20 protein-coding genes are annotated in these 23,866 nt (G+C 63.4%); 6 read left to right on the top strand and 14 right to left on the bottom strand.

All coding sequences use genetic code 11. The features are described 5' to 3' along the window. Positions 1 to 522: 522 nt before the first annotated feature. Positions 523 to 732 (top strand): hypothetical protein, encoded by a 210-nt coding sequence (locus tag A9762_RS18835; RefSeq protein ID WP_039393813.1) that lies wholly within the window; start codon positions 523 to 525, stop codon positions 730 to 732. Between the two features lie 252 nt (positions 733 to 984). Next, the gene (locus A9762_RS18830) at positions 985 to 1,473 is read left to right on the top strand and encodes an Lrp/AsnC family transcriptional regulator (protein WP_069343545.1); all 489 of its coding nucleotides are present in this window, start codon (positions 985 to 987) and stop codon (positions 1,471 to 1,473) included. 124 nt (positions 1,474 to 1,597) lie between these two features. On the opposite strand, the gene A9762_RS18825 is transcribed toward A9762_RS18830, so the two are convergent. The 11 genes from A9762_RS18825 to A9762_RS18775 form a co-directional block, all read right to left on the bottom strand. Continuing rightward, positions 1,598 to 2,254, bottom strand: a complete 657-nt coding sequence (locus A9762_RS18825; RefSeq protein WP_069343544.1) for a GNAT family N-acetyltransferase — start codon at positions 2,252 to 2,254, stop codon at positions 1,598 to 1,600. Positions 2,255 to 2,498: 244 nt separating this feature from the next. Beyond that, positions 2,499 to 3,155: a TetR/AcrR family transcriptional regulator gene (locus A9762_RS18820; RefSeq protein WP_069343543.1), complete on the bottom strand. Its 657-nt coding sequence runs from the start codon at positions 3,153 to 3,155 to the stop codon at positions 2,499 to 2,501. Between the two features lie 9 nt (positions 3,156 to 3,164). Then, positions 3,165 to 3,953, bottom strand: a complete 789-nt coding sequence (locus A9762_RS18815) for a DUF1835 domain-containing protein (RefSeq protein ID WP_069343542.1) — start codon at positions 3,951 to 3,953, stop codon at positions 3,165 to 3,167. Positions 3,954 to 4,167: 214 nt separating this feature from the next. Then, on the bottom strand, positions 4,168 to 5,256 hold the full coding sequence (gene paaE / locus A9762_RS18810) for a 1,2-phenylacetyl-CoA epoxidase subunit PaaE (RefSeq protein ID WP_069343541.1): 1,089 nt from the start codon (positions 5,254 to 5,256) through the stop codon (positions 4,168 to 4,170). A gap of 31 nt (positions 5,257 to 5,287) precedes the next feature. Next, positions 5,288 to 5,866, bottom strand: a complete 579-nt coding sequence (paaD, locus tag A9762_RS18805; protein WP_069343565.1) for a 1,2-phenylacetyl-CoA epoxidase subunit PaaD — start codon at positions 5,864 to 5,866, stop codon at positions 5,288 to 5,290. A gap of 46 nt (positions 5,867 to 5,912) precedes the next feature. Continuing rightward, the gene (paaC, locus tag A9762_RS18800; protein ID WP_069343540.1) at positions 5,913 to 6,716 is read right to left on the bottom strand and encodes a 1,2-phenylacetyl-CoA epoxidase subunit PaaC; all 804 of its coding nucleotides are present in this window, start codon (positions 6,714 to 6,716) and stop codon (positions 5,913 to 5,915) included. A 61-nt stretch (positions 6,717 to 6,777) separates the two neighbouring features. Beyond that, complete coding sequence (paaB, locus tag A9762_RS18795) at positions 6,778 to 7,074, bottom strand: 1,2-phenylacetyl-CoA epoxidase subunit PaaB (protein WP_069343539.1); 297 nt, start codon at positions 7,072 to 7,074, stop codon at positions 6,778 to 6,780. Positions 7,075 to 7,121: 47 nt separating this feature from the next. Beyond that, positions 7,122 to 8,129, bottom strand: a complete 1,008-nt coding sequence (gene paaA, locus A9762_RS18790; RefSeq protein WP_069343538.1) for a 1,2-phenylacetyl-CoA epoxidase subunit PaaA — start codon at positions 8,127 to 8,129, stop codon at positions 7,122 to 7,124. A 96-nt stretch (positions 8,130 to 8,225) separates the two neighbouring features. After that, positions 8,226 to 9,305, bottom strand: a complete 1,080-nt coding sequence (locus tag A9762_RS18785; protein ID WP_069343537.1) for a S1C family serine protease — start codon at positions 9,303 to 9,305, stop codon at positions 8,226 to 8,228. 113 nt (positions 9,306 to 9,418) lie between these two features. Then, the gene (locus A9762_RS18780; protein WP_069343536.1) at positions 9,419 to 10,375 is read right to left on the bottom strand and encodes a cation diffusion facilitator family transporter; all 957 of its coding nucleotides are present in this window, start codon (positions 10,373 to 10,375) and stop codon (positions 9,419 to 9,421) included. A gap of 42 nt (positions 10,376 to 10,417) precedes the next feature. Then, positions 10,418 to 11,833 (bottom strand): basic amino acid/polyamine antiporter, encoded by a 1,416-nt coding sequence (locus tag A9762_RS18775; RefSeq protein ID WP_069343535.1) that lies wholly within the window; start codon positions 11,831 to 11,833, stop codon positions 10,418 to 10,420. Between the two features lie 661 nt (positions 11,834 to 12,494). On the opposite strand from A9762_RS18775, the gene A9762_RS18770 reads away from it, so the two are divergent. From A9762_RS18770 to A9762_RS18755, 4 genes are all read left to right on the top strand, one after another. After that, a complete protein-coding gene (locus A9762_RS18770; RefSeq protein WP_069343534.1) occupies positions 12,495 to 13,919 on the top strand; it encodes a basic amino acid/polyamine antiporter in 1,425 nt (474 codons plus the stop codon). A gap of 87 nt (positions 13,920 to 14,006) precedes the next feature. Beyond that, positions 14,007 to 15,287, top strand: coding sequence for an arginine deiminase (gene arcA / locus A9762_RS18765; protein WP_069343533.1), 1,281 nt, complete (start codon positions 14,007 to 14,009; stop codon positions 15,285 to 15,287). Positions 15,288 to 15,318: 31 nt separating this feature from the next. Next, a complete protein-coding gene (locus A9762_RS18760) occupies positions 15,319 to 16,587 on the top strand; it encodes a phospholipase A (protein ID WP_083254085.1) in 1,269 nt (422 codons plus the stop codon). Between the two features lie 31 nt (positions 16,588 to 16,618). Next, positions 16,619 to 17,680: an AI-2E family transporter gene (locus A9762_RS18755; protein WP_069343532.1), complete on the top strand. Its 1,062-nt coding sequence runs from the start codon at positions 16,619 to 16,621 to the stop codon at positions 17,678 to 17,680. 40 nt (positions 17,681 to 17,720) lie between these two features. Here A9762_RS18755 and A9762_RS18750 read toward each other — a convergent pair whose 3' ends face one another. From A9762_RS18750 to A9762_RS18740, 3 genes are read right to left on the bottom strand one after another with little or no spacing between them, the layout of a single operon-like run. Then, entirely contained in the window at positions 17,721 to 19,220 is a 1,500-nt protein-coding gene (locus A9762_RS18750; RefSeq protein WP_206093597.1) for an efflux transporter outer membrane subunit, read from the bottom strand. Next, positions 19,213 to 22,344: an efflux RND transporter permease subunit gene (locus A9762_RS18745; RefSeq protein ID WP_069343530.1), complete on the bottom strand. Its 3,132-nt coding sequence runs from the start codon at positions 22,342 to 22,344 to the stop codon at positions 19,213 to 19,215. Before A9762_RS18745 ends, A9762_RS18750 begins: the two co-directional genes overlap by 8 nt. Further along, positions 22,341 to 23,501, bottom strand: coding sequence for an efflux RND transporter periplasmic adaptor subunit (locus tag A9762_RS18740; protein WP_083254084.1), 1,161 nt, complete (start codon positions 23,499 to 23,501; stop codon positions 22,341 to 22,343). Before A9762_RS18740 ends, A9762_RS18745 begins: the two co-directional genes overlap by 4 nt. Positions 23,502 to 23,866: the final 365 nt, after the last annotated feature.

The raw sequence follows: 23,866 nt of genomic DNA, 5'->3' as shown, positions 1-23,866 counted from the left end.
TAGTCGCTTGTCCCGAGTGTTCACGTGCGTGATGTCACCCAGTGGGCGGGGCCTTTTTTCGTGATGCAGTTGCCAGTCGGACCCATGGTATCACCGGTGTCATGGCGTTGCCTGACGGTGGCGGCAACGTCTCATGGGTTTCCGAACGAGCGCAGTATAGCGATGATTATGACGTTTACGTAAACGTAAGACGGCTGGCGTAAACCCTGTCTGGTGTTCTTTTCGGACACCCCCACATAAGCGGCAGGTGCGGCATTGAACCGCATTCGTATTTTGGGATTTGGCTTCAAAATGGCGCGATTGTGTCGTGATTGTGTCGACAATGGTACGTTTGTCGGCGTCATCTGACACACGGGTAACAACGTGTAACGGTTCGGGGCTTCAGGGAACGGAGTTGGCAGAATGCCTACTAATGCCTTACCCGATGCGTCACTGCGGTATGACCGACACGTTGGGTACGTTCCATAGCGTGCAACGAAAGCACGCAGCAACAAATAAAGCGATACGCAAGAAGGAGTCACTGTGAATCAACGAAACATCGCCAAATTCCTGCTGGTTTCCGCTTCGTTCCTGACCCTGGAAGTGAGCGTCGCCCGCGCCGATGAGCTGGCGCGCGACAAGACGGCCGAACCCACCCCGATTACGCAGCAGCGCACGACCCAAACGCCGCAGCGTTACGAAGGCCCGCTCGACCAGCGCACGATCGATCCGCGAGAATTCCAGCGCCGCTAAGTCACGTCTCAGTTTCGTGACTTCGGCCCGATCCACCTGAGTGCGTTGCCCGGCGGCCATACCCGTCAGACAGCGTTACACTCCCGAACCGCAAAGGCGCAGCCCCTCCGGGCGAGCGCCTTTTTCTTTTCCCTTCGGTATCACTCGACTGCGCTGTAATCTCTTGTAACCACGTATACCCGCATTACACTTCCTTATATCTGGTGATTTGCGCAATAATATTGCGCATAAATACCAATAACAGGGAGAGATATGTCAAAGCTGGAGCTGGACAAGATCGATCGGCGCATCCTCGCCTTGCTGCAAAGTAACGGGCGCCTTTCCAACCTCGAAATCGCCGAACAGGTGCGGCTCTCGCCGAGTCCGTGCCTGCGCCGCATTCGCCGTCTCGAAGAGGCCGGCGTCATTCGCGGTTACGTGGCGCTGCTGGAGCCCACGCGTCTGGGGCTTGGCCTGCTCGCCTACGTCAATGTGCGGCTCGACAAGCGGCATCCCGGCGACGGACAGGGTGGCTCGGTCATCGAGCACTTCCGCAGCGTGGTCGATTCGTGGTCGGAGGTCGTCGGTTGCTACGCGATGGCGGGCGACATGGACTACCTGCTGCGCGTGCACGTGCGCGACATGGCGCACTTCTCGCGCTTCATGCAGACGCAGTTGCTCGTGCATCCGAGCGTGGTCGACGTCAAAACCAGCTTTGTCCTCGATCAGTTGAAAGAGACGACGGCGCTGCCGTTGCCGTAATCGGCAAGCGTCACACGCTGTCATTCTGACGACGACAAAAAACCCGGCCAAGGCCGGGTTTTTCATGAGACGCGCGGTTGCGCGCGAGTTCGGGGCGTTCGTCCGGACGCGCTCAGGCACTCACTCAGGCAGCGCGTTGGTTCGGCAAAATCGCGCCGACCAGACGGCGGGCGTTGCGCAACTGACGCTTGAGCGCGTAATCGAATGCCGCGATCTGCTCCTGCATCATTTCCGAGAGCATCGACTGCGTGTCGGCCGGGGGAAGGCTCAGGTAACCGTCCGCTTCGCCGTAAGCGAAGTTGATTTCCATGCCAGCCTTCTTGGCGATACGCATCATGCGGGCGTTACGCGACAGGCAATGCATGTAGAGGGTATCGACACGCTTGTTGCGGCAATGGATCGACGCACGTTCGAACAAACGCGAACCGATGCCACGCCCACGCGCGGATTCGAGCACCGAGACGCCGAATTCTGCGACACGGCCGTTCTTGCCTTCCGGCAATTGCGCGACGTGCGCCACGGCAACGAGTGCGAGGTTGTCGTCATAGACACCGAACACGCTGTCACGGGAGAAGTCGAGGCTGGCGACGTAGCGGGTAATCACATCGTCTGACACGGCCTGACCGAAACGCAGCAGGCGGTCTTCCTCGCCGAGCGCCAGGAAATGGCGCTGGAGTCGGTGGATGTCGCCGGAGGTCAGCTCACGAATCAGCACGCTTGACCGCTCGTTGGCGGCAACCGTCGCGTGTGCGACGTCGGGCGTGTGGTTCGGGGCAGTCATGGCGTAATCCTTGAGTATTCTTTAGTGCGTGCACTGCATTGTGCGACGCAAAAGAATTATACCCGATCGGGTAGGTAAAAACCCTAGGAAAAGAATAATTGCCTGTGGAGGGAAGCGTCTAAGTCGCTGAAGAATGGCGTCTTTTCTGGCTTTGACGCCGGACATCCGTCACCACGAAGTTGCTGCGAGGCAACAAAAAAGGGCGAGATATCGCCCTTTTTGTGTGAGTGAGCACTTGCAATCTTTAGGGTCGCGATGGCGTGGCAGGTGCGGGAATCGCGGCTTCGATGCCGTCCGGCAGCGGGGCGGCCAGACCGTGTTCGAGCACGGCAATGACCTCGTTGGCGAAGTCGCGGTAGCGCATGCGGCCGCCGGGTTTGAGCCACGTGAACGTCCAGTTGATCATGCCGAAGAGCATCATCGTGAGCGCCGTCTGGTTATGCTTGGCCACGCGCTCCGGGAACGCCCGGGTCAACTGGCGCGCAAACGCGGCAACCACGTCGCGCTGACGGTTGAGGACGATCTCGCGTTGCTCGTCGTTCAGGAACTTGACGTCGTTGAGCAGCGCGATGTGACGCGTCTGCGAGGTTTCGTACTCATCGAGGAACGCACGGATCAACTCGTGGAACGTGTCGCGCTCCGACAGGCCGCGTCGCTGGCCCAGCGCTTCGACCTCGGTGACGATCAGCATCAGGCGCTTGGTATAGCGCTCCAGCAGATCGAAGAGGATGGCGTCCTTGCTGGCGTAGTAGTGATAGAGACGGGCCTTGGACGTGCCGCAGGCGGCAGCCAGCTCGGACATCGACGTGCTCGGATAGCTCGCGCGCGCGAAGGCGTCGGCGGCGACGTCGAGAATCTGTTCGCGCTGCGATTCGTGATCGGGCGCTTTTGTACGTGCCATAAACGGGGGTTACTCCAGTCGTAAATCGCACGCGCTCGCGGCCGTGGTGTCACCGCGTAACGCTAGCCGGCCTGCCGCACCGAGTTCGCGGCAGCGCCACAAAAGAAAACTGTCGGTGGCGAAGAAACCCTCGATGCGGGGCATCAGTTCGCCGAGAAACGCGGCCATCGGGGTCCAGGTCACCGGGGCACGTGCCAGAATCTGATCGTCGATCTCGGCGAACGTCGCGCCTTCGAACGTGTTGTGCACCCAGCGTCTGACCTGCGTATTCACTTGCTTGAGCGCTCGCCATTCCAGCGACAGACGACCGATGCGAAGCAGCGAAATCGGGGCGATACGCACAAATCGTTCGGCCAGCACTGCCGGGGCATACATGCCGACGCTCGTGCGGCGGTTGGCGTCGCCTGCGCTGCCGTCCGGCGACAGATCGCTGCCACGCAGGAGAATCTCGTTCAGGCGGGCAGGCGTGCTGCGAAGCATGAAGGCGACGCGTCGCAACATCAACTGATCGGACGCGCTGTCGCCATGCCAGCAAACCACCGCATTGTCGCCTTCGACAAGCCGTTGCAGCGAGGCCAGCTCTTCGCGCAACTCGCCCGCGTAATCCCGGCCGGCCGATGGCGCGACACGCTGCCAGAACGCGGCACGCTGCCGTTCGTTCTCGTCGATCTCGCGCAGCGGGCCAACGGCCAGATCGTCGCGCAGGACAAGGACAGGGTCGGCGCGTTGCGCTTGCGCCATCGCCGCGCGCAATTGCTGCGCGGCGATATCGCCACAGACGACATGGATGGTATTCATGCCCGGTAGTTTACGGTATTCCCGCTACCTCGGGTTGACGCTCCCGTAATGCCGGAAATAATCGACGCATTGGCGGGATTTCATGCCGCTTTCGCCTGCGATGACGTGACGTTCGCACCTCACGGCAAACAGGCGTTCGACATGGGAAGACGGCGGGAGAAGACGGGGGAACGCGACGGACCGTGCTCCACGTCCTTCCTGCCCTCCCGGCCGATCAGCGTTCGTCGTAGCTCACCACCACGCGCTCGGTGAGCGGGCGCGCCTGACAGGTCAGCACGAAGCCCTGTTCGACTTCGTAGTCTTCCAGCGTGTAGTTCTTGTCCATCGCCACTTCGCCTTCGAGCACCTTCGCGCGGCACGTGCAGCACACGCCTCCCTTGCAGGCGTACGGCAGCGACAGGCCGGCGGCGAGGCCGGTGTCGAGAATGCTCTGGCCCTCGTACGGCTGGCGCAGACGGCGCTCCTTGCCGTCCATGACGACGACCAGCTCGGCCATCGGCGTGTCGTCGGTGATGACGACAGGCTTCACGCCCGCTTGCGGCGACGGCACGCCGAAGCGTTCGACGTGGATCTTTTCCTTGGCGACGCCGGCGGCGGCCAGTGCGGCTTCGGCGGCGTCCATCATCGGGCCGGGGCCGCAGATGAAGGCTTCGTCGATGCTCGATGCCGGGATCAGCGTCTCAAGGAACGCCGCGCACTTCTCTTCGTTGAGCAGGCCGTTGAACAGCTCGACTTCCTGCGCTTCGTCCGATAGCACGTGATACAGGCGCAGTCGGCCCAGATACGTGTTCTTCAGGTCTTCGAGCGCTTCGGCGAACATGATCGCGGGCACCGAGCGGTTGCCGTAGACGAGCGTGAACTGGCTGTCCGGCTCGGCGGCGAGCGTCGTCTTGATGAGCGCGAGCATCGGCGTGATGCCCGAGCCGCCGGCGAAACCGACGTAATGCTTGGCGTTGTCCGCCGACAGTCGCGTGAAGAAACGCCCGTCCGGCGTCATCACGTCGATTTGCTGACCCGGTTTGAGCTGGTCGTTCGCGAAGTTCGAGAACTTGCCGCCCGGCACGCGCTTGATGCCCACGCGCAATTCGCCCGTGGCCTCATAGTCGGGCACGCCAACGCAGATCGAGTACGAGCGACGCGCTTCTTCGCCGTCGATATCGGTCTTGAGCGTGAGGAACTGGCCTTGCGTGAAGCGATAGGCGTCGCGCAGCGCGTCCGGCACCGTGAAGGCGATGGAGATGGCGTCGGCGGTTTCGGGCCGGATTTCGCGAATCGTCAGCGAATGGAATTGCGGGGTCGTCATCGTAGGCTTCCCTATCGGGTCAATCTGGCCATCAATATGGCTTGAAGTAGTCGAACGGCTCTTGGCACGAACGGCAACGGTAATGCGCCTTGCAGGCGGTCGAGCCGAAGGCGGAGACGACTTCGGTATCGTGCGAGCCGCAATGCGGGCAGGGCACGCCGTCTTTCGGGCGGCCGTAGAACGTGATCTTGCGCGGGGCGTCTGCGGAGACGGCGTGCGCGCCGGTCGGCGGAGCAATGCCGTAACCGCGCAGTTTCTCGCGCGCTTCCGGGCTGATCCAGTCGGTCGTCCAGGCGGGCGCGAGCACCGTCTTGACGTGCCACGGACCGAGGCCGGCGCGCGTCATGGCCGCGGCAATGTCCTCGGCGATCTGCTGCATGGCCGGGCAGCCGGAATACGTCGGCGTGATCACGATCTCGAACGCCGTGGCGCCCTGATCGTTCGTGACCACGCGCACATCGCGCAGAATGCCGAGCTCCCGAATCGACACGACCGGAATTTCCGGATCGGGCACGGCTTCGAGCGTTTGCCATGCGAGTGGCAACGATGCGGCCGACGCCGGCGTCAGCACGTCGGGTGCTACGGCAGGCGTGAGCGGCAGATTCGTCATCGCGTCGGCAAACAGGTTCGTCTTGTGCATGATGTGCGCGGGCGGCTTACCAGTTGGCGCCCGGATGCTGACGGGCCAGTCCCTGCATCTCGCCGAGCAGATAGCTCATGTGCTCGGAGTGATGACCGAACTTGCCCGTGCTCTCGAACGCACCACCGACGGGCGACGTCAGCGTGGCTTCGGCGAGGGCATCGTTGACGGTGGCTTGCCACGCGTCTTTCAGGTCGGCCATCGTGACGCCCGTACCGGCAGCGGCCACGGTGTCTTCGAGGGCATCGCGCTTGAAGATCTCGTTCATGTACGGCACGAGATAGTCGAGTGCGGCCTGCGCGCGGCGGTGCGATTCTTCCGTGCCGTCGCCGAAGCGCACGAGCCAGTCGCGCGCGTGGTGCAGGTGGTAATGCGCTTCCTTGACCGACTTGGCGGCGATGGCGGCGAGGTCTTCGTCTGCCGATTGTGCGAGGGCTTGCCACACTTCGACCATCAGGGCGGAGTACAGGAAGTTGCGCACGATGGTGACGGCGTAGTCGCGCTCGGCGGCCGTGGTGCCGGCGGTCGGGCCGTAGTGGGGCAGCTCGACGAGCGTCCAGTTACGGAAGGCGAATTCGTCGCGCCAGAAGGCGTAATCGTCTTCCTGCTTGGCGAAGCCGGTGAGTGCCGTTTCGAGCTTGGCGGCGTGCTGATACAGCATGCGTGCCTGGCCGATGAGGTCGAGGCTCAGGTTCGTAAGGGCAATGTCCTCTTCCAGCACGGGGCCGTGACCACACCATTCCGCGTTGCGCTGACCGAGGATCAGCGCGTTGTCGGCGAGGCGCAGCAGATAGGACAGATGTTCCTGCGTCGGTTTCATGTTCTGGGGTCTCGCTTGGGGCGCGCCGTGGACCTCGTCGGGTCTGTCGGCGCGCAGCCGCTTACATGTGGTTCACTTCTTCCGGCAGTTGGTAGAAGGTCGGGTGACGGTAGATCTTGTCGGCGGCCGGATCGAACAGCTCGGCCTTGTCTTCCGGTGCCGACGCGGTGATCGCGACCGACGGCACCACCCAGATGCTCACGCCTTCCTGGCGGCGCGTGTAGACGTCGCGCGCCATGCGCAGGGCCATTTCGGCGTCGGCGGCGTGCAGGCTGCCGCTGTGCTTGTGTTCGAGGCCCATCTTGCTGCGCACGAACACTTCCCAGAGGGGCCATTCCTTGTTAGTTGCTTGCGTCATGATCGTTCCTGATGTCTTGTGAGGGCGGCGTGACTGGCGACGAGCGCTCAGGCGGCCTGCTTCTGCGCGCGCTGGCGCTGTTTGGCAGCGTGGGCGAGGGCGGCTTCGCGCACCCAGGCGCCTTTCTCGTGGGCCGCCACGCGGGTGCCGACACGTTCCTTGTTGCACGGGCCGTCACCACCGACGACGCGCCAGAATTCGCTCCAGTCGATCTCGCCGTAGTCGTGGGCGCGACGGCTCTCGTTCCACTTGAGATCCGGGTCGGGGAAGGTCACGCCGAGCACCTTGGCCTGTTCAATGGCGGCGTCGACGAACTTCTGGCGCAGGTCGTCGTTCGAGATGCGCTTGATGCCCCACTTCATGGTCTGCGTGCTGTGGATGGACTCCTTGTCGCTCGGACCGAACATCATCAGCACCGGCCACCACCAGCGGTTCACGGCCTCCTGCACCATGTCGCGCTGCGCTTGCGTGCCGCTCATCATCGAGAGCAGGGCGTCGAAGCCCTGGCGCTGGTGGAACGATTCTTCCTTGCAGACGCGGATCATGGCGCGCGCGTACGGGCCGTACGAGCAGCGGCACAGCGGCACCTGATTCATGATGGCGGCGCCATCGACCAGCCAGCCGATCACACCGACGTCTGCCCACGTGAGCGTGGGGTAATTGAAGATGCTGGAGTATTTGGCTTTGCCGGAGTGCAGCGCGTCGATCATCTCGTCGCGCGACGTACCGAGCGTTTCAGCGGCGGAGTACAGATAGAGACCGTGGCCGGCTTCGTCCTGAACCTTGGCGAGCAGAATGGCTTTGCGCTTGAGGCTGGGCGCGCGCGAGATCCAGTTACCTTCCGGCAGCATGCCGACGACTTCCGAGTGCGCGTGCTGGGAGATCTGGCGCACGAGCGTCTTGCGGTACTCGGCGGGCATGTAGTCCTGCGGCTCGATCTTCTGTTCGGCGGCGACGCGTTCGTCGAAGCGAGCTTGCTGCGCCTGCTCTGCATCGCTCAGGGTGCGCACACCCTTGGGGCTGTTGCCGGCCAGATCGATGGCTTGCGTATACATAGAGGAAGGCCTCCGCGGCATGTGGGGATATGGAACGCATTATAAACCGACCGGCCGGTCGGTCAATAAATGTTTTCCATTAGGCCGGGGAGGTTGTTAGGACAAACGGGTGCGCACCGTCACGACCTCGCCGTCGCGGTAGACGACTAGCTTGCACGGGGCGCCGGGCGCCTGCGCCGCGACGTAGCGCGCGAGGACGTCCGGCGATGCGATGGCGCGGTCGTTGAACGCAACGACCACGTCGCCCGCCATCAGTCCGGCCGCCTGGGCGGGACTGCCCGCCGCGACCTGCACCACCAGCGCGCCGCGCGTGGACGGCAGCGCCAGGTCGTCGGCGAGATCGTCGGTCACGGGCCGGATCGCGATGCCGAGTCGGCCATGAGATGAGGGCGTGGGCGAGACCGATTGCGCTTCCCGGGGCGCCCGATCCTTGATACGCATCGCGACATCGATCGGAATGGCGAACGACAGCCCCTGGAAGCCGCCGGTGCGCGAGTAGATCATCGAGTTGATGCCGATGACTTCGCCCTTCAGATTGAACAGCGGCCCACCGGAGTTGCCGGGGTTCACCGGGACGTCGGTCTGGATGAACTTCACCGGGTTGTCCTCCGACATCGTGCGTGCCTTGTTGCTGATGATGCCGGACGTGACGGTGTTATCCAGACCATACGGCGAGCCGATGGCGACGACCCACTCCCCGGTTCTGCTGTCGGCCGGGTCGCCGATCCTGACCACGGGCAAGCCGCGAGCGTTGACCTTGAGCACCGCCACGTCGGTTGCCGGATCGGTACGGACCACGCGCGCATCGAAGGTGCGGCCGTCAGTCAGCTTGACCGACACCTGTTCGGCACCCTTGATCACGTGATGGTTGGTGAGGATGAAACCGTCGCTGCTGACGATGAAGCCCGAGCCGAGACTGGCCGAGCCCCGACCGGCCACGGCATCGATATGAACGACCGCCGGGCCATAGCGCGACACGATGTTGGCGAAGTTCGGGACCTGCGGCGGGGTGGAATCGCCGTCCGGCTTCGATGCCGGGGCGGTGGCCGTCGTGGTGAAAGGCAATACGCCGGCTGCGGCGTCGTCCGATGGGGCCAGTGCAATGCCGGCGACGGTCGTCGTCAGCACGGCGATACTCGCGGCGATGCGGCCGTATCGATGCTTGTCGGTGCTCATGATGCTCAGTAGTACGGGGAAGGACGGGGGCGCGAAAAGCCAGCATCCTATTTGGCGCACCTTAAGCGAGCCTTAAGCCGTTTTACACCGCGCATCTCTGGTTTCGATGGCCGTTACGTCGTCTGTCGGCCATCTTCCCATGTGGGGTCCGCCGTGAACTGGACCGTCACCCGGCTGCCGATGTCCTGACGGCTCGTGACGAGCCAGAGGCGTTCGCGCAGGGCGTCCTGCGCTCGCACGTCGCGCAAGGGCGAGTCGGCGTCGATCAGAATGCTGATATCGACGAAGTTCAGGCGCCCGGCCTGTGCGACGTGGGTGTGAAAGCGCAGCACGCCGCCCGGCTCGCCGACGCTCGTCAGCAATGCATCGATGTCGTTCGTCGGGTTGTTTTCCTCCGGCGGCACATGCAGCAACTCACCGAAATTCTTGCGAATCAGCCGCAGGGCCACACCGACGAAAAGTGCCGATAGCACCACGGTCACCATGCTGTCGACATAACGCGCCCACACCACACGAAACGCATCGGGCAGCGCGAGGTACACGAGAAAGCCGAGCAGCGTGGCGGCGCTGAATGCGAGCTTCATCACCCACTTCCAGCTGTCGGCCTTGAGCAGTTTGGAGTTGACCTGTGCGCTTGCCCAGCGCTTGTAGCGCACCATGATCAGGCAGACGAGACAACTACCGGCGCTGAACCAGATCACACCCTGCGTATCGACATAGTGACCGCCGGTGCGTATTCCTTCGAGACCGTTGATCACGCCGTACGCACAGATCAGCAGGATCATGATCCCGGTGATGCCATTGACCAGCGGTTCGAGGAACCAGTAGCCGTGTTCGCGGCGGCTGTTCTCCGGTGCGTTGATCAGTGTCGCGGCAAGCAGGCCGAGTCCGGCCGTGGCGAGATTAAGGAGATAAATCACGGCCGTCAGCAGCAGCGCGTCGGATTGAATGAGCAGGCCGTAGCCGATGTTCGCGACGAAACCGAAGCTCACGACGAAGAGGGACACCTTCATCGCGCGCTTCTCGATAGCGGCAATCTGTGCTTTCTTCAATGTGGAACGAATCGGCATGGTGCCTCGCTCTCGGATGCGAAAGTGGCAAGGACGGAGACGCTAACGCAGCATCACACCCGTCATGGTGAGGATGGCGACGCCTGCACCTGCCATCACGACCGCAAACGCGCACCATTCCCGACGCGAGAAAAGCGGTTGCCCGTGCAAACGGCGTGCCCACGCATACAGCAGGCTGCCGGGCGCATAGAGCAGGGCGGCCATCAGCAGCAGATCGATGCCGCAGGTATAGAGCAGGAACGCCGTGTAGATCGTGGCGCCGATGGCGATGCCGTAGCGTGTCGTTCTTCCGCGTTGCGCATCGGCATCGGACGATTGACCTGCTACGACTTTCAGTCCGAACAGCGCGACCAGCAGATACGGAATCAACGCCATCGTGCTCGTCATGCGCAACATCAGCGAGAAGGCATCGTTGGACCAATACGTGCTGATCACGAACGCTTGCACGACAGCCGACGTGAGCCAGATCGCATTGGCCGGCAACTGTTTCGCGTTAAGGCGGGCAAAGGCTCTCGGCAAGCCGCCGGCGAGCGCCGTGGCATAGACCACTTCGGCACAGATCAGCGACCATGCGAGGTAGGCGCCCAACACCGACAGGATGAGTGCGGCCGAAATGAACGCCGCGCCCGCGGGTCCCACGACCGCGCCTAGCACGGCCGCCATCGAGGGTTGCCGCATGAGCGCGATATCCGCCTGCGCAAGCACCCCGAAAGGCAGCAGCGTGACCAACACGAGCAGGAGCAGCACGAAGGCGAAACCTGCCAGCGTGGCGATGCCGACATGCTTGCGACTGCGCGCGTGTCGCGAGTAGACGCTGGCGCCTTCGATGCCCAGAAAGACGAACACCGTCACGAGCATGGTGGCCGATACCTGCGAGCCCAGCGTCGCACTACCGCCTTGCCAGTTCGTCGCGAATACATCGGGATCGATCTTGAACGCCAGAATGCCGATGAACGCAAAAATGGGCAGCACTTTGATCACGGTGAGAATCGCATTGATCAGCGTGGCCTGTTGCACACCGCGCAGCAGCATCCAGTGGAAGCACCATATGCCGACAGACGACACGGCAATTGCCGTGAGCGTATTGCCGTCGCCGAACACCGGAATGAAAGTGCCGAGTGTGGACTTGATCAACACCCAGTAGGAGACATTGCCGAAACAGCCTGCCATCCAATAACCGAAGGCCGAAATGAATCCCGCGTAATCGCCGAATCCGTCGCGCGCATAAGCAAATATTCCGGAGTCCAAATCAGGTCTGATTTCGGCGAGATACTGAATGATGCGCGCGAGCAGATACATGCCGCCGCCGGCAATGCACCACGACACAATGGCGCCTGCCGGACCGGTTGCCAAAGCGAAATTGCGCGGCAAGGAATAGATGCCCGCACCGACCATGGAGCCCACGACCATGGCCCACAGCGCAGGCAACGACGCTTTGGATGGATTCGTTGCGTTCATGCGTCCTCATCGTGATGCAGTCATGCAGCGGTTGAGGAAAAGTCACCGGGCGGCGCCGGAAAATTAACTATGCGCAGTACTTCCAAATGGTCTACTCTGCCTTATACGCCGAGTGGCAGACAGACGGATTATTTAAGGCAGCATACCCGTTGCAATCGAGTTTTTGTCTGATCTGCCGCTGAATGCGATAAGAAAAATATTTGCGGATTCCTTACCGTCGAGACAAGGTTGGTGTTTGACGTTTGAGGTGAGTAATTTTAATTACGCCTCGTCTTGATGGAAGGTTACCGCTGCGCGGGGGGAATTCGGGTCGACAAGATGCGTGGCTTCATTTTCTCAGGAGAATGGCATGCGTAACGTTGCATCGATACTGCTTCATCCTGCCCTGCGCTCGTCCAGATTTTCAGGCGACCGTCACACCGTGTTCGCCGTGCGTTGTTCACAACTCCCGGGCTCGCCATCTCCACCGGCGATGTCCGGCGTCATGGCAGTTCCCCGCGCGTTGATCGAGCGTTGAGCGTGCATTGATCGCGCATTGATCGACAAGGCGCGCCAGTAACACCCGTCTCCGGTTCATTCCTGCGCACCATGCGGTGCGACGCCACGTATCCACGTATTGCGCTTGCGGCATCGTTCGCGCTTCAACGCCATGAGGCCATGAATGTCCAATTCGACAGCGAAGATGAGTCGTATCCAGCTCACCGCCATGGTGGTGGGCGGTATGGTCGGGGCGGGGATCTTCTCGTTGCCCCGCACGTTTGCCAATGCCACCGGGCCGGTGGGCGCCGTCATTGCCTGGGTGATCGCGGGCATCGGCATGTACACGCTGGCGCGCGTCTTCCAGCATCTGGCGCAGCGAAAGCCCGACCTCGATGCCGGTGTGTTCATGTACGCCAAGGAAGCCTTCGGCGACTACCCGGGGTTCCTGTCCGCCTTCGGCTACTGGATCGGCAGTTGCATCGGTAACGTGTCGTACTGGGTGTTGATCAAGTCCACACTCGGTGCCTTCTTTCCGGTGTTCGGCGACGGCAATACGCTGGTCGCGATCCTCGTGGCGTCCGTCGGTATCTGGCTGTTCCACTTCCTGATCCTGCGCGGCGTCAAGCAGGCCGCCTTCATCAACACGGTGGTGACGTTTGCCAAGGTGATTCCGATCATCGTGTTCATCGTGATTCTGGCGTTCGCCTACAAAGCCGATATGTTCAGCCTGAACATCCAGCTGGCGGCGCAGGAGGGCGGCATCGTGCAGCAGGTGCGCGCGACCATGCTGGTCACGGTTTTCGTGTTCATCGGTATCGAAGGCGCCAGCGTTTATTCGCGTTACGCCAAGAAGCGTGAGGACGTCGGCTTCGCCACGATTACCGGCTTTTGCGCGGTAACGGCACTGATGGTGCTGGTGTCGATGCTGCCATTCGCGGTGCTCTCGCGTACCGATGTCGCGGGCATGCGTCAGCCGTCGATGGCCGCCGTGCTCGAACAGATCGTGGGTCCGTGGGGCGGCCTGTTCGTCAGTATCGGTCTGGTGGTGTCGGTGCTGGGCGCCTACCTGGCCTGGTCGCTGATCTGTGCGGAAGTGATGTTCGCGGCGGCGAAGAACAAGGACATGCCGTTGATGTTCGCCAAGGAGAACGCGAACGAGGTGCCGGCCAATGCGTTGTGGATCACGAACATCATCGTGCAGTTGCTGGTCGCGAGTACCTATTTCTCTCGCGACGCGTTCACGCTGATGCTGAACCTCACGAGTTCGATGGCCCTGATTCCGTATCTGTTCGTGGCGGCCTACGGCGTGATACTGGCGCGCCGGGGCGAGAGCTATGAGGTGCGCCCCGAGGAGCGCAATCGCGATCTCGCCTTCGCGCTGGTCGCGGTCATCTACACCGTCTTCATGATCATTGCCGGCGGGCTCTCGTATGTGCTGCTGTCAGCGGTGTTGTACGCACCGGGAACTGCGCTCTATTTCTGGGCCCGACGTGAGCGGGGCCTGCCGGTGTTCCAGGGGGCTGTCGACATCGCCATTTTCGCGGTGACTGTTATCGCGGCCATCGCCGGTGTCGTCGGTCTAGCCACGGGTTACATCGCCGTCTGACCGAATCCCATGCCGTCGCGAAGCGCCGTGCCCGTGCTACCGCACTTCGCCATTTCTTGAACGAGTGAGATCAATTCGGAGATCGACATGACCAAGTCTCAAGGTGCCGATGCAGGCGTTGCGGTGAAAGACAGTCCGTTCGGCGTTTATTCCGAGGTCGGCCAGTTGCGCAAGGTGATGGTCTGCGCGCCCGGCCTGGCGCATTCGCGACTGACGCCGAGCAACTGCGACGAACTGCTGTTCGACGACGTGCTGTGGGTGGAAAACGCCAAGCGCGATCACTTCGACTTCATCACCAAGCTGCGCGACAAGGGCGTGGACGTGGTGGAAATGCACAACCTGCTCGCGGAAACGGTGGCGGTGCCCGAGGGCAAGAAGTGGATTCTCGACAATCAGGTGGTGCCGAATCAGGTCGGCCTGGGTTTTATCGACGAACTGCGCAGTTATCTGGAGGGACTCGACAATCGCAAACTTGCCGAGACGCTGCTCGGCGGCCTCTCGATTCATGACTTCCCCGAGACGCACGGCGGTGCGGCACTGAAGGTGGTGCGCGAAGCCGCCGGCGCCACCGAATATCTGCTGCCGCCGCTGCCCAACACGCTGTACACGCGAGACACGACGTGCTGGATCTACGGCGGCGTTACGCTCAACCCGCTGTATTGGCCGGCACGCCACGAAGAGACCATTCTCACGACCGCCATCTATCGTTTCCATCCGGACTTCGCCGGTAAGGTCAATGTGTGGTGGGGCGACCCGACGCAGGATCACGGACTGGCCACGCTCGAAGGGGGCGATGTCATGCCGATCGGCAACAAGACCGTGCTTATCGGCATGAGCGAGCGCACGTCACGGCAGGCCATCAGCCAATTGGCCAACGAGCTGTTCAAGCGCGGCGCGGCCGAACGCGTGATCGTCGCGGCGATGCCGAAGATTCGTGCCGCCATGCACCTCGATACCGTGTTCACGTTCGCCGATCGCGACTGCGTGCTGGTCGCGCCCGACTTCATGTCGCAGACGCGTACGTTCTCGTATCGGCCGAGCGACGGGCCTGCGGGGGTGGAGTTGCACGCCGAGCGCAAGCCGTTCGTCGATGTCGTGGCCGAAGCGCTGGGGCTCAAGAAGCTGCGTGTCGTGGAGGCGGGCGGCAGCGACTATCAGCGCGAGCGCACCCAGTGGGACAGCGGTGCGAATCTGGTGTGCGCGTCGCCGGGCGTGGTGTTCGCGTACGACCGCAATACGTACACCAACACCCTGCTGCGCAAGGCCGGCATCGAGGTCGTGACCATCGTCGGTGCCGAGCTTGGACGCGGACGCGGCGGTGGCCATTGCATGACGTGCCCGATCATCCGCGACGCCGTGGATTTCTGACGTGACGCCCCCGTCGCGAAGGGGAAAGACCGTGCGGTCGCTCGCGGCGGCGACCGTGCTGGTGCTCTGTCCGGCACTGGGTCTGGCGGCCGTGTCGGTGCTGCGTCCGCCGCGCGAGGCGCGTTCGGACCGGCCGCTGGTCGTGACGATCCTGTATGCGGGCGACGCCAACGGTGTCGATGCCGACGTGCCCGAGCAACTGACGATCACGCTGACCAATGGCGAAGCGTTGCCGCGAACCGTGACGCTGCAACGTGCGGCGTCCTCGCCGACGCACGTGACGCTGGCGGCCGGTGCGATGCAGGCGGTCACGTACGAGGCGGCGTGGCCGGATTGGGCGCGCGGGGCGTTGCGTGTCGATGTCCCGTCGCTGGACGTCTCCCCCTCGACGGTCGTGCTTACTCGCGTGAAGGGTGGCGGTACGACAGCGGAAACGACAGCGGAAGCGACGACCGAGGCGTCGGCTGTAGCTTCCGGCTGGGGCAACGTGCCGGACGCCGCGTCGGGGGATGCAGCTTCTGCCGGCAAGCCGATCGATATGGTCGCCAGCGGCACGTCGCCGGACGTTCCGAGCTGGTTCGGCGGACGTCTCAGTATGTACGAGCCGACCTATTTCGCCGACGGTCTGGGATCGAACAGCGAGAACCTCGCGCGCTTTCAGATCAGCCTGAAGTTCCGCATGATCATGCCCGACGATCCGCGCTCGAAGGGATTCTTCGACAATCTCTACTTTGCCTATACCCAGACCTCGTTCTGGGCGATGCGCGAGGAGTCGGCGCCGTTTCGCGACAACAGCTACAAGCCGTCGATGTTCTATTACGTGGAAGACACCGGCTGGAAATCCAGCTGGTTCAGTCGGCTGGGTTTCGCGGGCGGGTACGAGCATGAGTCGAACGGCCGCGACGGGCCCGAGTCGCGCGGCATCGACATCATGTTCGTCAAACCGATCTTCGACTTCGGCAATCTCGACGGCTATCACCTGACGGTGGCGCCGAAGATCTACTGGTACGAACACAAGGCCGAGGAAAACCGCGACATCGCCGACTATCGCGGCTATGTCGACCTGCTGCTCAAGTACGGCAGCACCGACGGCTGGCAACTCGCGACCACGTTGCGCAAGGGGATGAAGGCGGGCAAGGGAAGCATCGACACTCAGCTCACCTATCCGCTGGCCAAGCTGATCAACAACGCCTGGGGCGGCTACGTCTGGATCGGATACTTCAACGGCTACGGCGAGGACATCCTCGACTACAACAAGCATCGGTGGATGGCGCGCATCGGCTTTGCCGTGTCGCGCTGACGAGGCTGAAGTGGCTGACGCGGGGCGCCCCATGAAACAGGATCTGATCACGTGTACGTGCGTGCTGATCATCGTCACGATCGTCGGCTGGACGATTCACGTCGGCCGCTCGGTGGTGGTGCCCATCGCGTTCGCCGTGATCGTGACCTATATCGTGTTCGGTCTGGCCGAGATATTCCGCTATCTGCCACATGTTGGTCGACGCTTGCGCTCCGGCGTTCGCTACGGCAGCGCGGCGCTGCTGATCGTGCTGGTGGCGTGGCTCGGTGTCGATCTGCTACTGGCGGATACGAATCGCATGGTCGCGGTGGCTCCCCGATACGAAGCGACGCTGCTGGTGCTGCTGTCCAAGGCTGCGGTGCTGTTGCACATCGAGACCGAGCCGACGTGGGCGGCCATGCGGCGGGAGATACTGGGCGCCGTCAATCTTCAGGCGTTGCTGACGACGTTGATCGGCTCGGTGTCATCGATCATCGCCACGATCGTGCTGGTGCTGCTGTATGCAGGTTTCTTTCTGGTCGAACACGACCGCTTTCGTCAGAAGTTGCTGGCGGTGATGCATCGGAAACCGGATTTCGCATCGGTCATCGACGACATCAATGCCCGGATCGGTACGTATCTGGCGCTCAAGGCGTTGTTGGGGGCCGTGCTGGGTGTGCTGAGCTGGATCTGCATGCGTGTGGTGGGGCTGGAGTTCGCCGGGCCGCTGGCGGTGCTGATCGTCGTGCTCAACTTCGTGCCGTATGCGGGCGCGCTCGTCTCCGTGGCGCTGCCGACGCTGCTCGCCTTACTGCAATTCGGTAGCTGGAACGAGCCGACGTTTCTGCTGATCTCGCTCGGGGTGCTGAATTTTCTGGTCGGCAATCTGCTCGACCCGTGGCTGATGGGGGGCTCGATGAACCTGAGCGCGTCGGTCATTCTGATGAGTCTGGCGGTCTGGGGCGCGATCTGGGGTGTCGCCGGGGCGTTTCTCGCGGTGCCCGGCACGGTGGCCTTCACCATCATCTGTGCCGCCTTCGAGCCGACACGCCCGCTCGCGACGTTGCTCACGAGAGACGCGGCGCCACCGCAAGCCCCGAACCCTTCAGGCTGAAGGGCTCTCGCGCTGTGCAGTGGGCCGCCGTGTGACGATCTCACTGCGTATCTGTCCGCATATCTGTCGTATCGGCCGCCGCATGCTCGCCGGGCGTTGCGTTGGCCTGCCAGCCGCCGCCCATGGCGCGGAACAGCGCGACCTGCGCCTGAAGTTGCGCCACTTGCTCCCGAACCTGTGCCGACTGACTCTCCAGCAGTGCCAGCCGTGACTGGTCGATATCCAGCCGACCGTTGTCGCCGACGGCGTACTGTCGCTGCACGTTGGACAGCACGCGATTGCGCTGCGCGACTTCTTCGCGTCGGCTGGCGAGCACTTCCGCCTGCCGCGACAGGCGGGCGAGGGCGCGTTCGACGTCGAAGAGTGCCGTCATGGCGGTCTTGTCGTACATCGCGAGCGCCTGTTGGGCGCGAGCGTCGGAGGCATCCACCTGCGATTTGCGCGCACCGAAATCGATCAGCGGCACCATCGCCGCGATGTTGAACAGCCAGAAGGTGCTCGGCGCCAGCGTCTGTCCGGCAAGCTGCCAGCCGTTGCGCGCCAGCGTGCCCGCGAGCGAGAACGTCGGCCAGTAATTCTTGCGGGCGGCATCCGACTGGCGGATGCTCGCCTCCAGACGCGCCTGTGCGGCGATCAGGTCGGGGCGGCGGCGCATCAGGTCGATGGGCTGCCCCGGGCCGATGGCCGGCAAGGCTGACGGCAGGACACCCGTGCCCGCGAGCCGCTGCGTCAGGCTGCCCGGCGGCAGGGCGCAAAGGTTCTCCAGTCCGAGTCGTGCCTGCGCGATCGCCACGTCAACGTCAGCCAGCCGCGCACGAACCTGAGCCAGTCCTGCCTGTGCCACGCGAATGTCCGTGCTCAGCACGACACCTGCCGTGAAGCTCTTCTGCGCGATCGTCACGAAATCGCTGGCGATCGACTCGCTCGCACGCAGCAGGTCATGCTGCTGTTGCAAGCCCCGGTAATTGATATAGAGATCGGCGGCCGCGGCCGCGACACTCAACCGAACCGCCTCGACGTCGCCTGCCGCCGCAGTGGCCAGCGATTTCGTCGCCGACAGCCGGTCGCGGCCGCGACCGAACACGTCGACTTCCCACTGCGCCTGCAACGCGCCGCGCCACATCTGGGCCGTCAGATCGTTGACCCCGAGCAACTGCTGGAATTCGAGCGACGTCGGCCCGCCGTAATAGCGCAGGCCGTCGACGCCGGCGCCGATGGTCGGGAACAGTTGCGAGCGTGCAGCGTCGATGGTCGCGCGTGCTTCATCGAGTCGGCCGGCGGCGATGCGGATGTCCTGGTTCTGCGCGAGTGCGGTCGTCACGACGTAGGTCATCGTCTCGTCGTGATACTGCTGCCACCAGACAGCGAGCGCCGCGTCGTCGGGCGGTGTCGCGTCTGAAGACGTGGCTTCGGTGTAGCGGGCTGGCGCAGGCGTCTGGTCTGCGAGCTTCAGCGGGCCGTAGCAGGCCGCAAGCGTCGCGCACAGCACCGTTGCCATCGTGCTTCGCGTCAGGGCGCGACGGCGTGATCGATCAGGCATCCGCATGCTGACCTCCTGCGCTCGCCGGGGGAACCTCGCCGCCTCGAGGGTCGCCCGCGGGGGCGGCGCCGGGTCTTGCACGGACCTTCATGAGCAGTGCGTAAAGCGCCGGCACGGCCACCATCGTCAGCACGGTGGCGAAGGCCAGCCCCGACATCATCGTGATCGCCATGTCCTTGAAGAACGGATCCCACAGCAGCGGCACCATGCCGAGAATGGTTGTGCCGGCCGCCAGTGCCACCGGGCGCAGGCGGCTCATGGCCCCGTCGACGATCGCATCGTACGGGGCGACGCCCGTTTCCACCTGATGGTCGATTTCCTGCACCAGCACCACGCCGTTCTTGATCATCATGCCGACCAGACTCAACAGGCCGAGCAACGACATGAAGCCGAACGTGCCGCGGAACACCGTCAGGCCGAAGGTGACGCCAATGATGCCCATCGGTACGACGAACAGCACTACCAGCGCCGACTTCACGCGGCGGAACATGAACAGCACGATCAGGGTCATGGCGAGAAACCCCATCGGCAATTGCCGGAAGAGGCTTGCCTGCGCCTTCGACGACGACTCATGCTCGCCACCCCATTCCATGTGATAGCCGGGCGGCAGTGAGATGCCTTCGACCGGGCCGCGAATGCGCTCGAAGGCCGCCACGCTGTTGTGACCGTATTTGACGCCCGCGAACACCGTCAGTGTTCGAATGCGCTCGCGGCGGGCAAAACCGCCTTCCTCGGTGCGGATCGAGAAGCCGTCCGTGACGTCGCCAATGGGGACGTAACGGCGTTGCGTGGCGCTGAACACTTGCAGGTTACGCAGGCGATCGGTGCCGCGCACGGCGTTCGGTTCAGCGAGCACGATCGGGATGATCTGATCTTCCTCGCGGAACACGCCGGTCGTCAGGCCGTCGGTGGCGTAGGCCAGTACGTCGCCGAACTGCCGGCGCGTGACCCCGGCGGCGCGCGCGCGGGACTCATCGAACAGCGGGCGCAGGACCTCGATCGGCTGCTCCCAGTCGTCGCGAACGCCATCGATGTCGCTATCGGCGAGCAGGGCGTGACTGACCTTGTCGCCAAGCTGACGCAGCACGGCAGGATCGGGGCCTTGCAGGCGCACCTGGATCGGCGTGCCGCCACCCGGCCCGAAGCTCGGCCGTGAGACGGTCCACTGCGCCTCGGGGTGATCGGCCCGCAGCGAGGCGAGGATGTCAGGCGCCATGCCGTCGATGTCGCCGGCGTGTTTGACCTGCACGATGAACTGGGCATAGCCCGGATCGCGCGCCTCCGGTTCATAGACCAGCACGAAGCGCGTGGCGCCGCTGCCGACGTAAGTGGCGACGTTCTCGACACCCTTGCGGCGGAGCAGCGCGCGCTCGACGGCGGCTGCGCGATCGGAGGTCGTGCGGATATCGGTGCCGCGCGGCAGGCGCATGTCGACGTAGAACATCGGCGTGGTCGACTGCGGGAAGAAGCTCTGCTCGACGTAGCGAAAGCCGAAGATGCCTAGCGCCGTGAGCACGATCAGCCCGCCAATGGCCGCTGCGCGACGCGGAATGACCCACGTGAGTACGCGGCGATAGCGCGTGTAGACGGCGCCGCCATATTCCGACGTGTCGTGCGCGGTGGCGTCGGCGCCGGATTCGGGTCTGGGTTTCAGCTTGAACAGATATTTGCCGAACAGCGGCGTGAGCGCTACCGCGATCACCCAACTGAGCAGCAGCGAGATGGCTGCCACGGCGAACAGCGAGAAGCAGAATTCGCCGACGGCGTCCGGCGACAGACCAATGCCGGAGAACGCGAGAATGCCCACGATCGTCGAGGCCAGCAGCACCCACTGCTGCTGACGCAGAACATCGCCGGCGGCTTCAATGTGCGACTTGCCGCGCTCGACCTGCACGAGCATGCCTTCGCAGACGACGATCGTGTTGTCGGTGAGCATGCCCATGACGATGATCAGCGCGCCGAGGGAGATGCGCTCCAGCTCGATGCCGGCGGCATACATGATGGCCAGCGTGCCCAGGATCGAGAGCAGCAGTTCCGCGCTCAGGATCACGCCGGCTCGCCAGCCCAGGCCGATGCCGAGCGCCACACCGACGATCACTACCGACAGGAACACGTCGAACATGAAGCCCTTGACGCTGGCGTCGACGATTTCGGGCTGGTCATAGAGCGTGTGCAGTTCCATGCCGATGGGGCGGTCGCGCGTCAGTTCGTCCAGCTTCGCTTTCACGTCCTGGCCGACCTTCACGACGTTGACGTTGGCCCGCGCGCTGATGCCGATGGTCAGTGCCGGCTTGCCGTCATAACGAATCAGTTGCGTGGGCACGCTGGCGTAGCCGGCCGACACGCGGGCGATATCCCCGAGTTGGATCGGACCGGCGGTGGCGCCCACGGGCAGCGCAGCGACATCGGCCACCGAGTTGATCTGTCCGGTAGGCGCGATGCGCACATCGGTGCCCGCCACGCGCAGGCGTCCGGCGGTTCGCGTTTCGCCTTGCAGCGCGAGGGCCTGCGCGATGTCGTCGGACGACAGATTAGCGGCGATCAGCGAGGATTGCGGCACGTCCACCCGAACCTGTTCGGTCTGGTTGCCGCCGATCACGACGTCCGATACGTCCGGCATCGTGAGCAACTGGCGGCGCAGTTCGCGGGCGTAGGCGAAGCGTTCCGCATCGGTATAGCCCTCGCCTGTCAGCGAATAGAACATGCCGTAGACGTCGCCAAAGCGATCTACGACCACGGACGGACCCGCGCCCGCAGGCAGCCGGGGCTGGACGTCGCCGACCGAGCGCCGCAATTCGTCCCACACCTGGGGCAGTTGCTGGGTCGTGTAGGTGTCGCGAATGTTGACGCGAATCTCGGAGTAGCCGGGCAACGAGCGGGACGTCACCACGTCGATCTGCTCCATCTGCTGGATGGAGCTTTCCAGCAGGTCAGTGATCTGGCGTTCGACGTCGGCGGCACTGGCACCGGGGAACGTCGTCACGACCATGGCGGATTTGATCGTGAATTTCGGGTCTTCCAGCCGACCGATGTTGACGTAGGCGAACAGGCCGCCGAGCAGGCAGGCCAGCGCGATCATCGACGCGATCAGCGGCCGTTCGATCAAGGGGCGAGCGAGGTTCATCGCGAGGCTCCCAGCGGCCGGACGGCGTCTCCTTCCTTCAGTTGATTCACACCGGCGGCCACGATCATGTCGCCGGGGGCAAGTGCGCCGGTGACGGCGACGGTGCCGTCGGCATCGTGAATTTCGCGTGGTTGAACCGTGACGGCATGCACGCGGTGCTCCGGACCTTGCACGCGCCACACGCGATGCGTGCCGTCGGGCGCGGCGGCCAAAGCGGCGAACGGTAGCGTCGTCTGCGCTGTCGCGGCGTTAGCGGTGGAGGCAGAGGCTGGCGCTGGCGTGGCGGCGGGCAAGGGCGCCGTCAATCGAACGCGCACCGCCATGCCCGGCAACAGCCGGTCGGGCACGCGAGACGCCACCGTAAAGATCAGTCGATACGATGCGCCTTGCGGGCCCGCTGAGACGGATGACTCGCGATACCTGAGCTCGATGCGTTCCTCGGGGCGATCCGTCGTCCATGCCTGCGCATGCAGCGACGCATTGAGCGGCAGGCGTTCGACGAGGCTCTGGGGCAGTTCGATACCGATATCGGCGCGGTTGAGCGATTCGAAGTTCATGGCCGGTGCCCCGGCTTGTACGGTCTGCTCCGTTTCGATATTGCGTTGCAGGACGCGGCCGTCGAACGGCGCGACGAGTTGTGTATTGCGCAGGTCGCGCCGGGCCAGATCGCGGGCGACGCCGGCGGCAACGAGCGCGCTCGTGAGTTGCTCGAAGGCGCCGTCCGACAGAATGCCGTCCGAATGCAGTACCGCTTTGCGTTGTACGTCGCCGGACAGTTGAACGTACTGCGCTTCGGCGCGCCGGAGCTGGAGTTCGAACGGTTCCGCGTCAAGTCTGGCCAGCAGTTGACCCTTCACGACGCGCCGGCCGTCGAGCACCAGGATCTCGACGACACGCCCGGGCACCTGGAATGCCAGTGGCGACACGTTCGTGCGTTCGACCCGTCCGGAGAATTCGCGCAGCGATGCGGCATCGCCCCCCGTCACCGTGAACACCTTGACCGGACGCGCCACGGCTTCGGCCGGTGGCTTGTCCCGCTGGCCGCAGCTTGTGAGCAGCGTCAGGCTCAGACAACAAGTGAGGAGGTGGATCGGGCGAAAATTGCAGGCCTGTCGAAGGCGGGGCGAAGATGTCGTATCGAGGCGATTCGCCGGCATGACAAACTCCTAAGTCGGGACCTGCGTGAAGTCCCGGAACGTGTCGCACAGAATTCGCTACTACGATGACGCTCGGCCAACGGGAGGTGGCCGGTGTGGAAGGACGTCGATGAGAATTGCCGCAAAGTCAGGGGATGCGCCGCGTTTGGGCCACGTACGGGCGATCATGCCGGGCACACCGAAGTCCTGCGATTCAGTCTATTCGAAAACCAGCAGAGGATTGGTCTCAGTCGTGCGCGATGATGCACGCAGTAATTTTTATTACTGACGACGGCGAGCATCGGCGCGATGCATGCCAGTGTGGGAAGGTGTGGCGTGGGCGTATTGGGGTTCCGACCTCCGGAACGAACCTTCGACAACGTTGC

Origin of the sequence: Pandoraea sp. ISTKB, assembly GCF_001721285.1 — a bacterium.
GTDB classification, from domain to species: domain Bacteria; phylum Pseudomonadota; class Gammaproteobacteria; order Burkholderiales; family Burkholderiaceae; genus Pandoraea; species Pandoraea capi.
The sequence above is the reverse complement of the archived record's forward strand: the minus strand, read 5'-3'. Positions and strand labels throughout refer to the sequence as shown.

Excerpts from the sequence above, each read along its gene's own strand:
- A9762_RS18830 (WP_069343545.1), top strand. The coding sequence starts at position 985 with ATGTCAAAGCTGGAGCTGGACAAGATCGATCGGCGCATCCTCGCCTTG.
- A9762_RS18825 (WP_069343544.1), bottom strand. The coding sequence starts at position 2,254 with ATGACTGCCCCGAACCACACGCCCGACGTCGCACACGCGACGGTTGCC.
- A9762_RS18820 (WP_069343543.1), bottom strand. The coding sequence starts at position 3,155 with ATGGCACGTACAAAAGCGCCCGATCACGAATCGCAGCGCGAACAGATT.
- A9762_RS18815 (WP_069343542.1), bottom strand. The coding sequence starts at position 3,953 with ATGAATACCATCCATGTCGTCTGTGGCGATATCGCCGCGCAGCAATTG.
- paaE (WP_069343541.1), bottom strand. The coding sequence starts at position 5,256 with ATGACGACCCCGCAATTCCATTCGCTGACGATTCGCGAAATCCGGCCC.
- paaD (WP_069343565.1), bottom strand. The coding sequence starts at position 5,866 with ATGACGAATCTGCCGCTCACGCCTGCCGTAGCACCCGACGTGCTGACG.
- paaC (WP_069343540.1), bottom strand. The coding sequence starts at position 6,716 with ATGAAACCGACGCAGGAACATCTGTCCTATCTGCTGCGCCTCGCCGAC.
- paaB (WP_069343539.1), bottom strand. The coding sequence starts at position 7,074 with ATGACGCAAGCAACTAACAAGGAATGGCCCCTCTGGGAAGTGTTCGTG.
- paaA (WP_069343538.1), bottom strand. The coding sequence starts at position 8,129 with ATGTATACGCAAGCCATCGATCTGGCCGGCAACAGCCCCAAGGGTGTG.
- A9762_RS18785 (WP_069343537.1), bottom strand. The coding sequence starts at position 9,305 with ATGAGCACCGACAAGCATCGATACGGCCGCATCGCCGCGAGTATCGCC.
- A9762_RS18780 (WP_069343536.1), bottom strand. The coding sequence starts at position 10,375 with ATGCCGATTCGTTCCACATTGAAGAAAGCACAGATTGCCGCTATCGAG.
- A9762_RS18775 (WP_069343535.1), bottom strand. The coding sequence starts at position 11,833 with ATGAACGCAACGAATCCATCCAAAGCGTCGTTGCCTGCGCTGTGGGCC.
- A9762_RS18770 (WP_069343534.1), top strand. The coding sequence starts at position 12,495 with ATGTCCAATTCGACAGCGAAGATGAGTCGTATCCAGCTCACCGCCATG.
- arcA (WP_069343533.1), top strand. The coding sequence starts at position 14,007 with ATGACCAAGTCTCAAGGTGCCGATGCAGGCGTTGCGGTGAAAGACAGT.
- A9762_RS18755 (WP_069343532.1), top strand. The coding sequence starts at position 16,619 with ATGAAACAGGATCTGATCACGTGTACGTGCGTGCTGATCATCGTCACG.
- A9762_RS18750 (WP_206093597.1), bottom strand. The coding sequence starts at position 19,220 with ATGCCTGATCGATCACGCCGTCGCGCCCTGACGCGAAGCACGATGGCA.
- A9762_RS18745 (WP_069343530.1), bottom strand. The coding sequence starts at position 22,344 with ATGAACCTCGCTCGCCCCTTGATCGAACGGCCGCTGATCGCGTCGATG.
- A9762_RS18740 (WP_083254084.1), bottom strand. The coding sequence starts at position 23,501 with ATGCCGGCGAATCGCCTCGATACGACATCTTCGCCCCGCCTTCGACAG.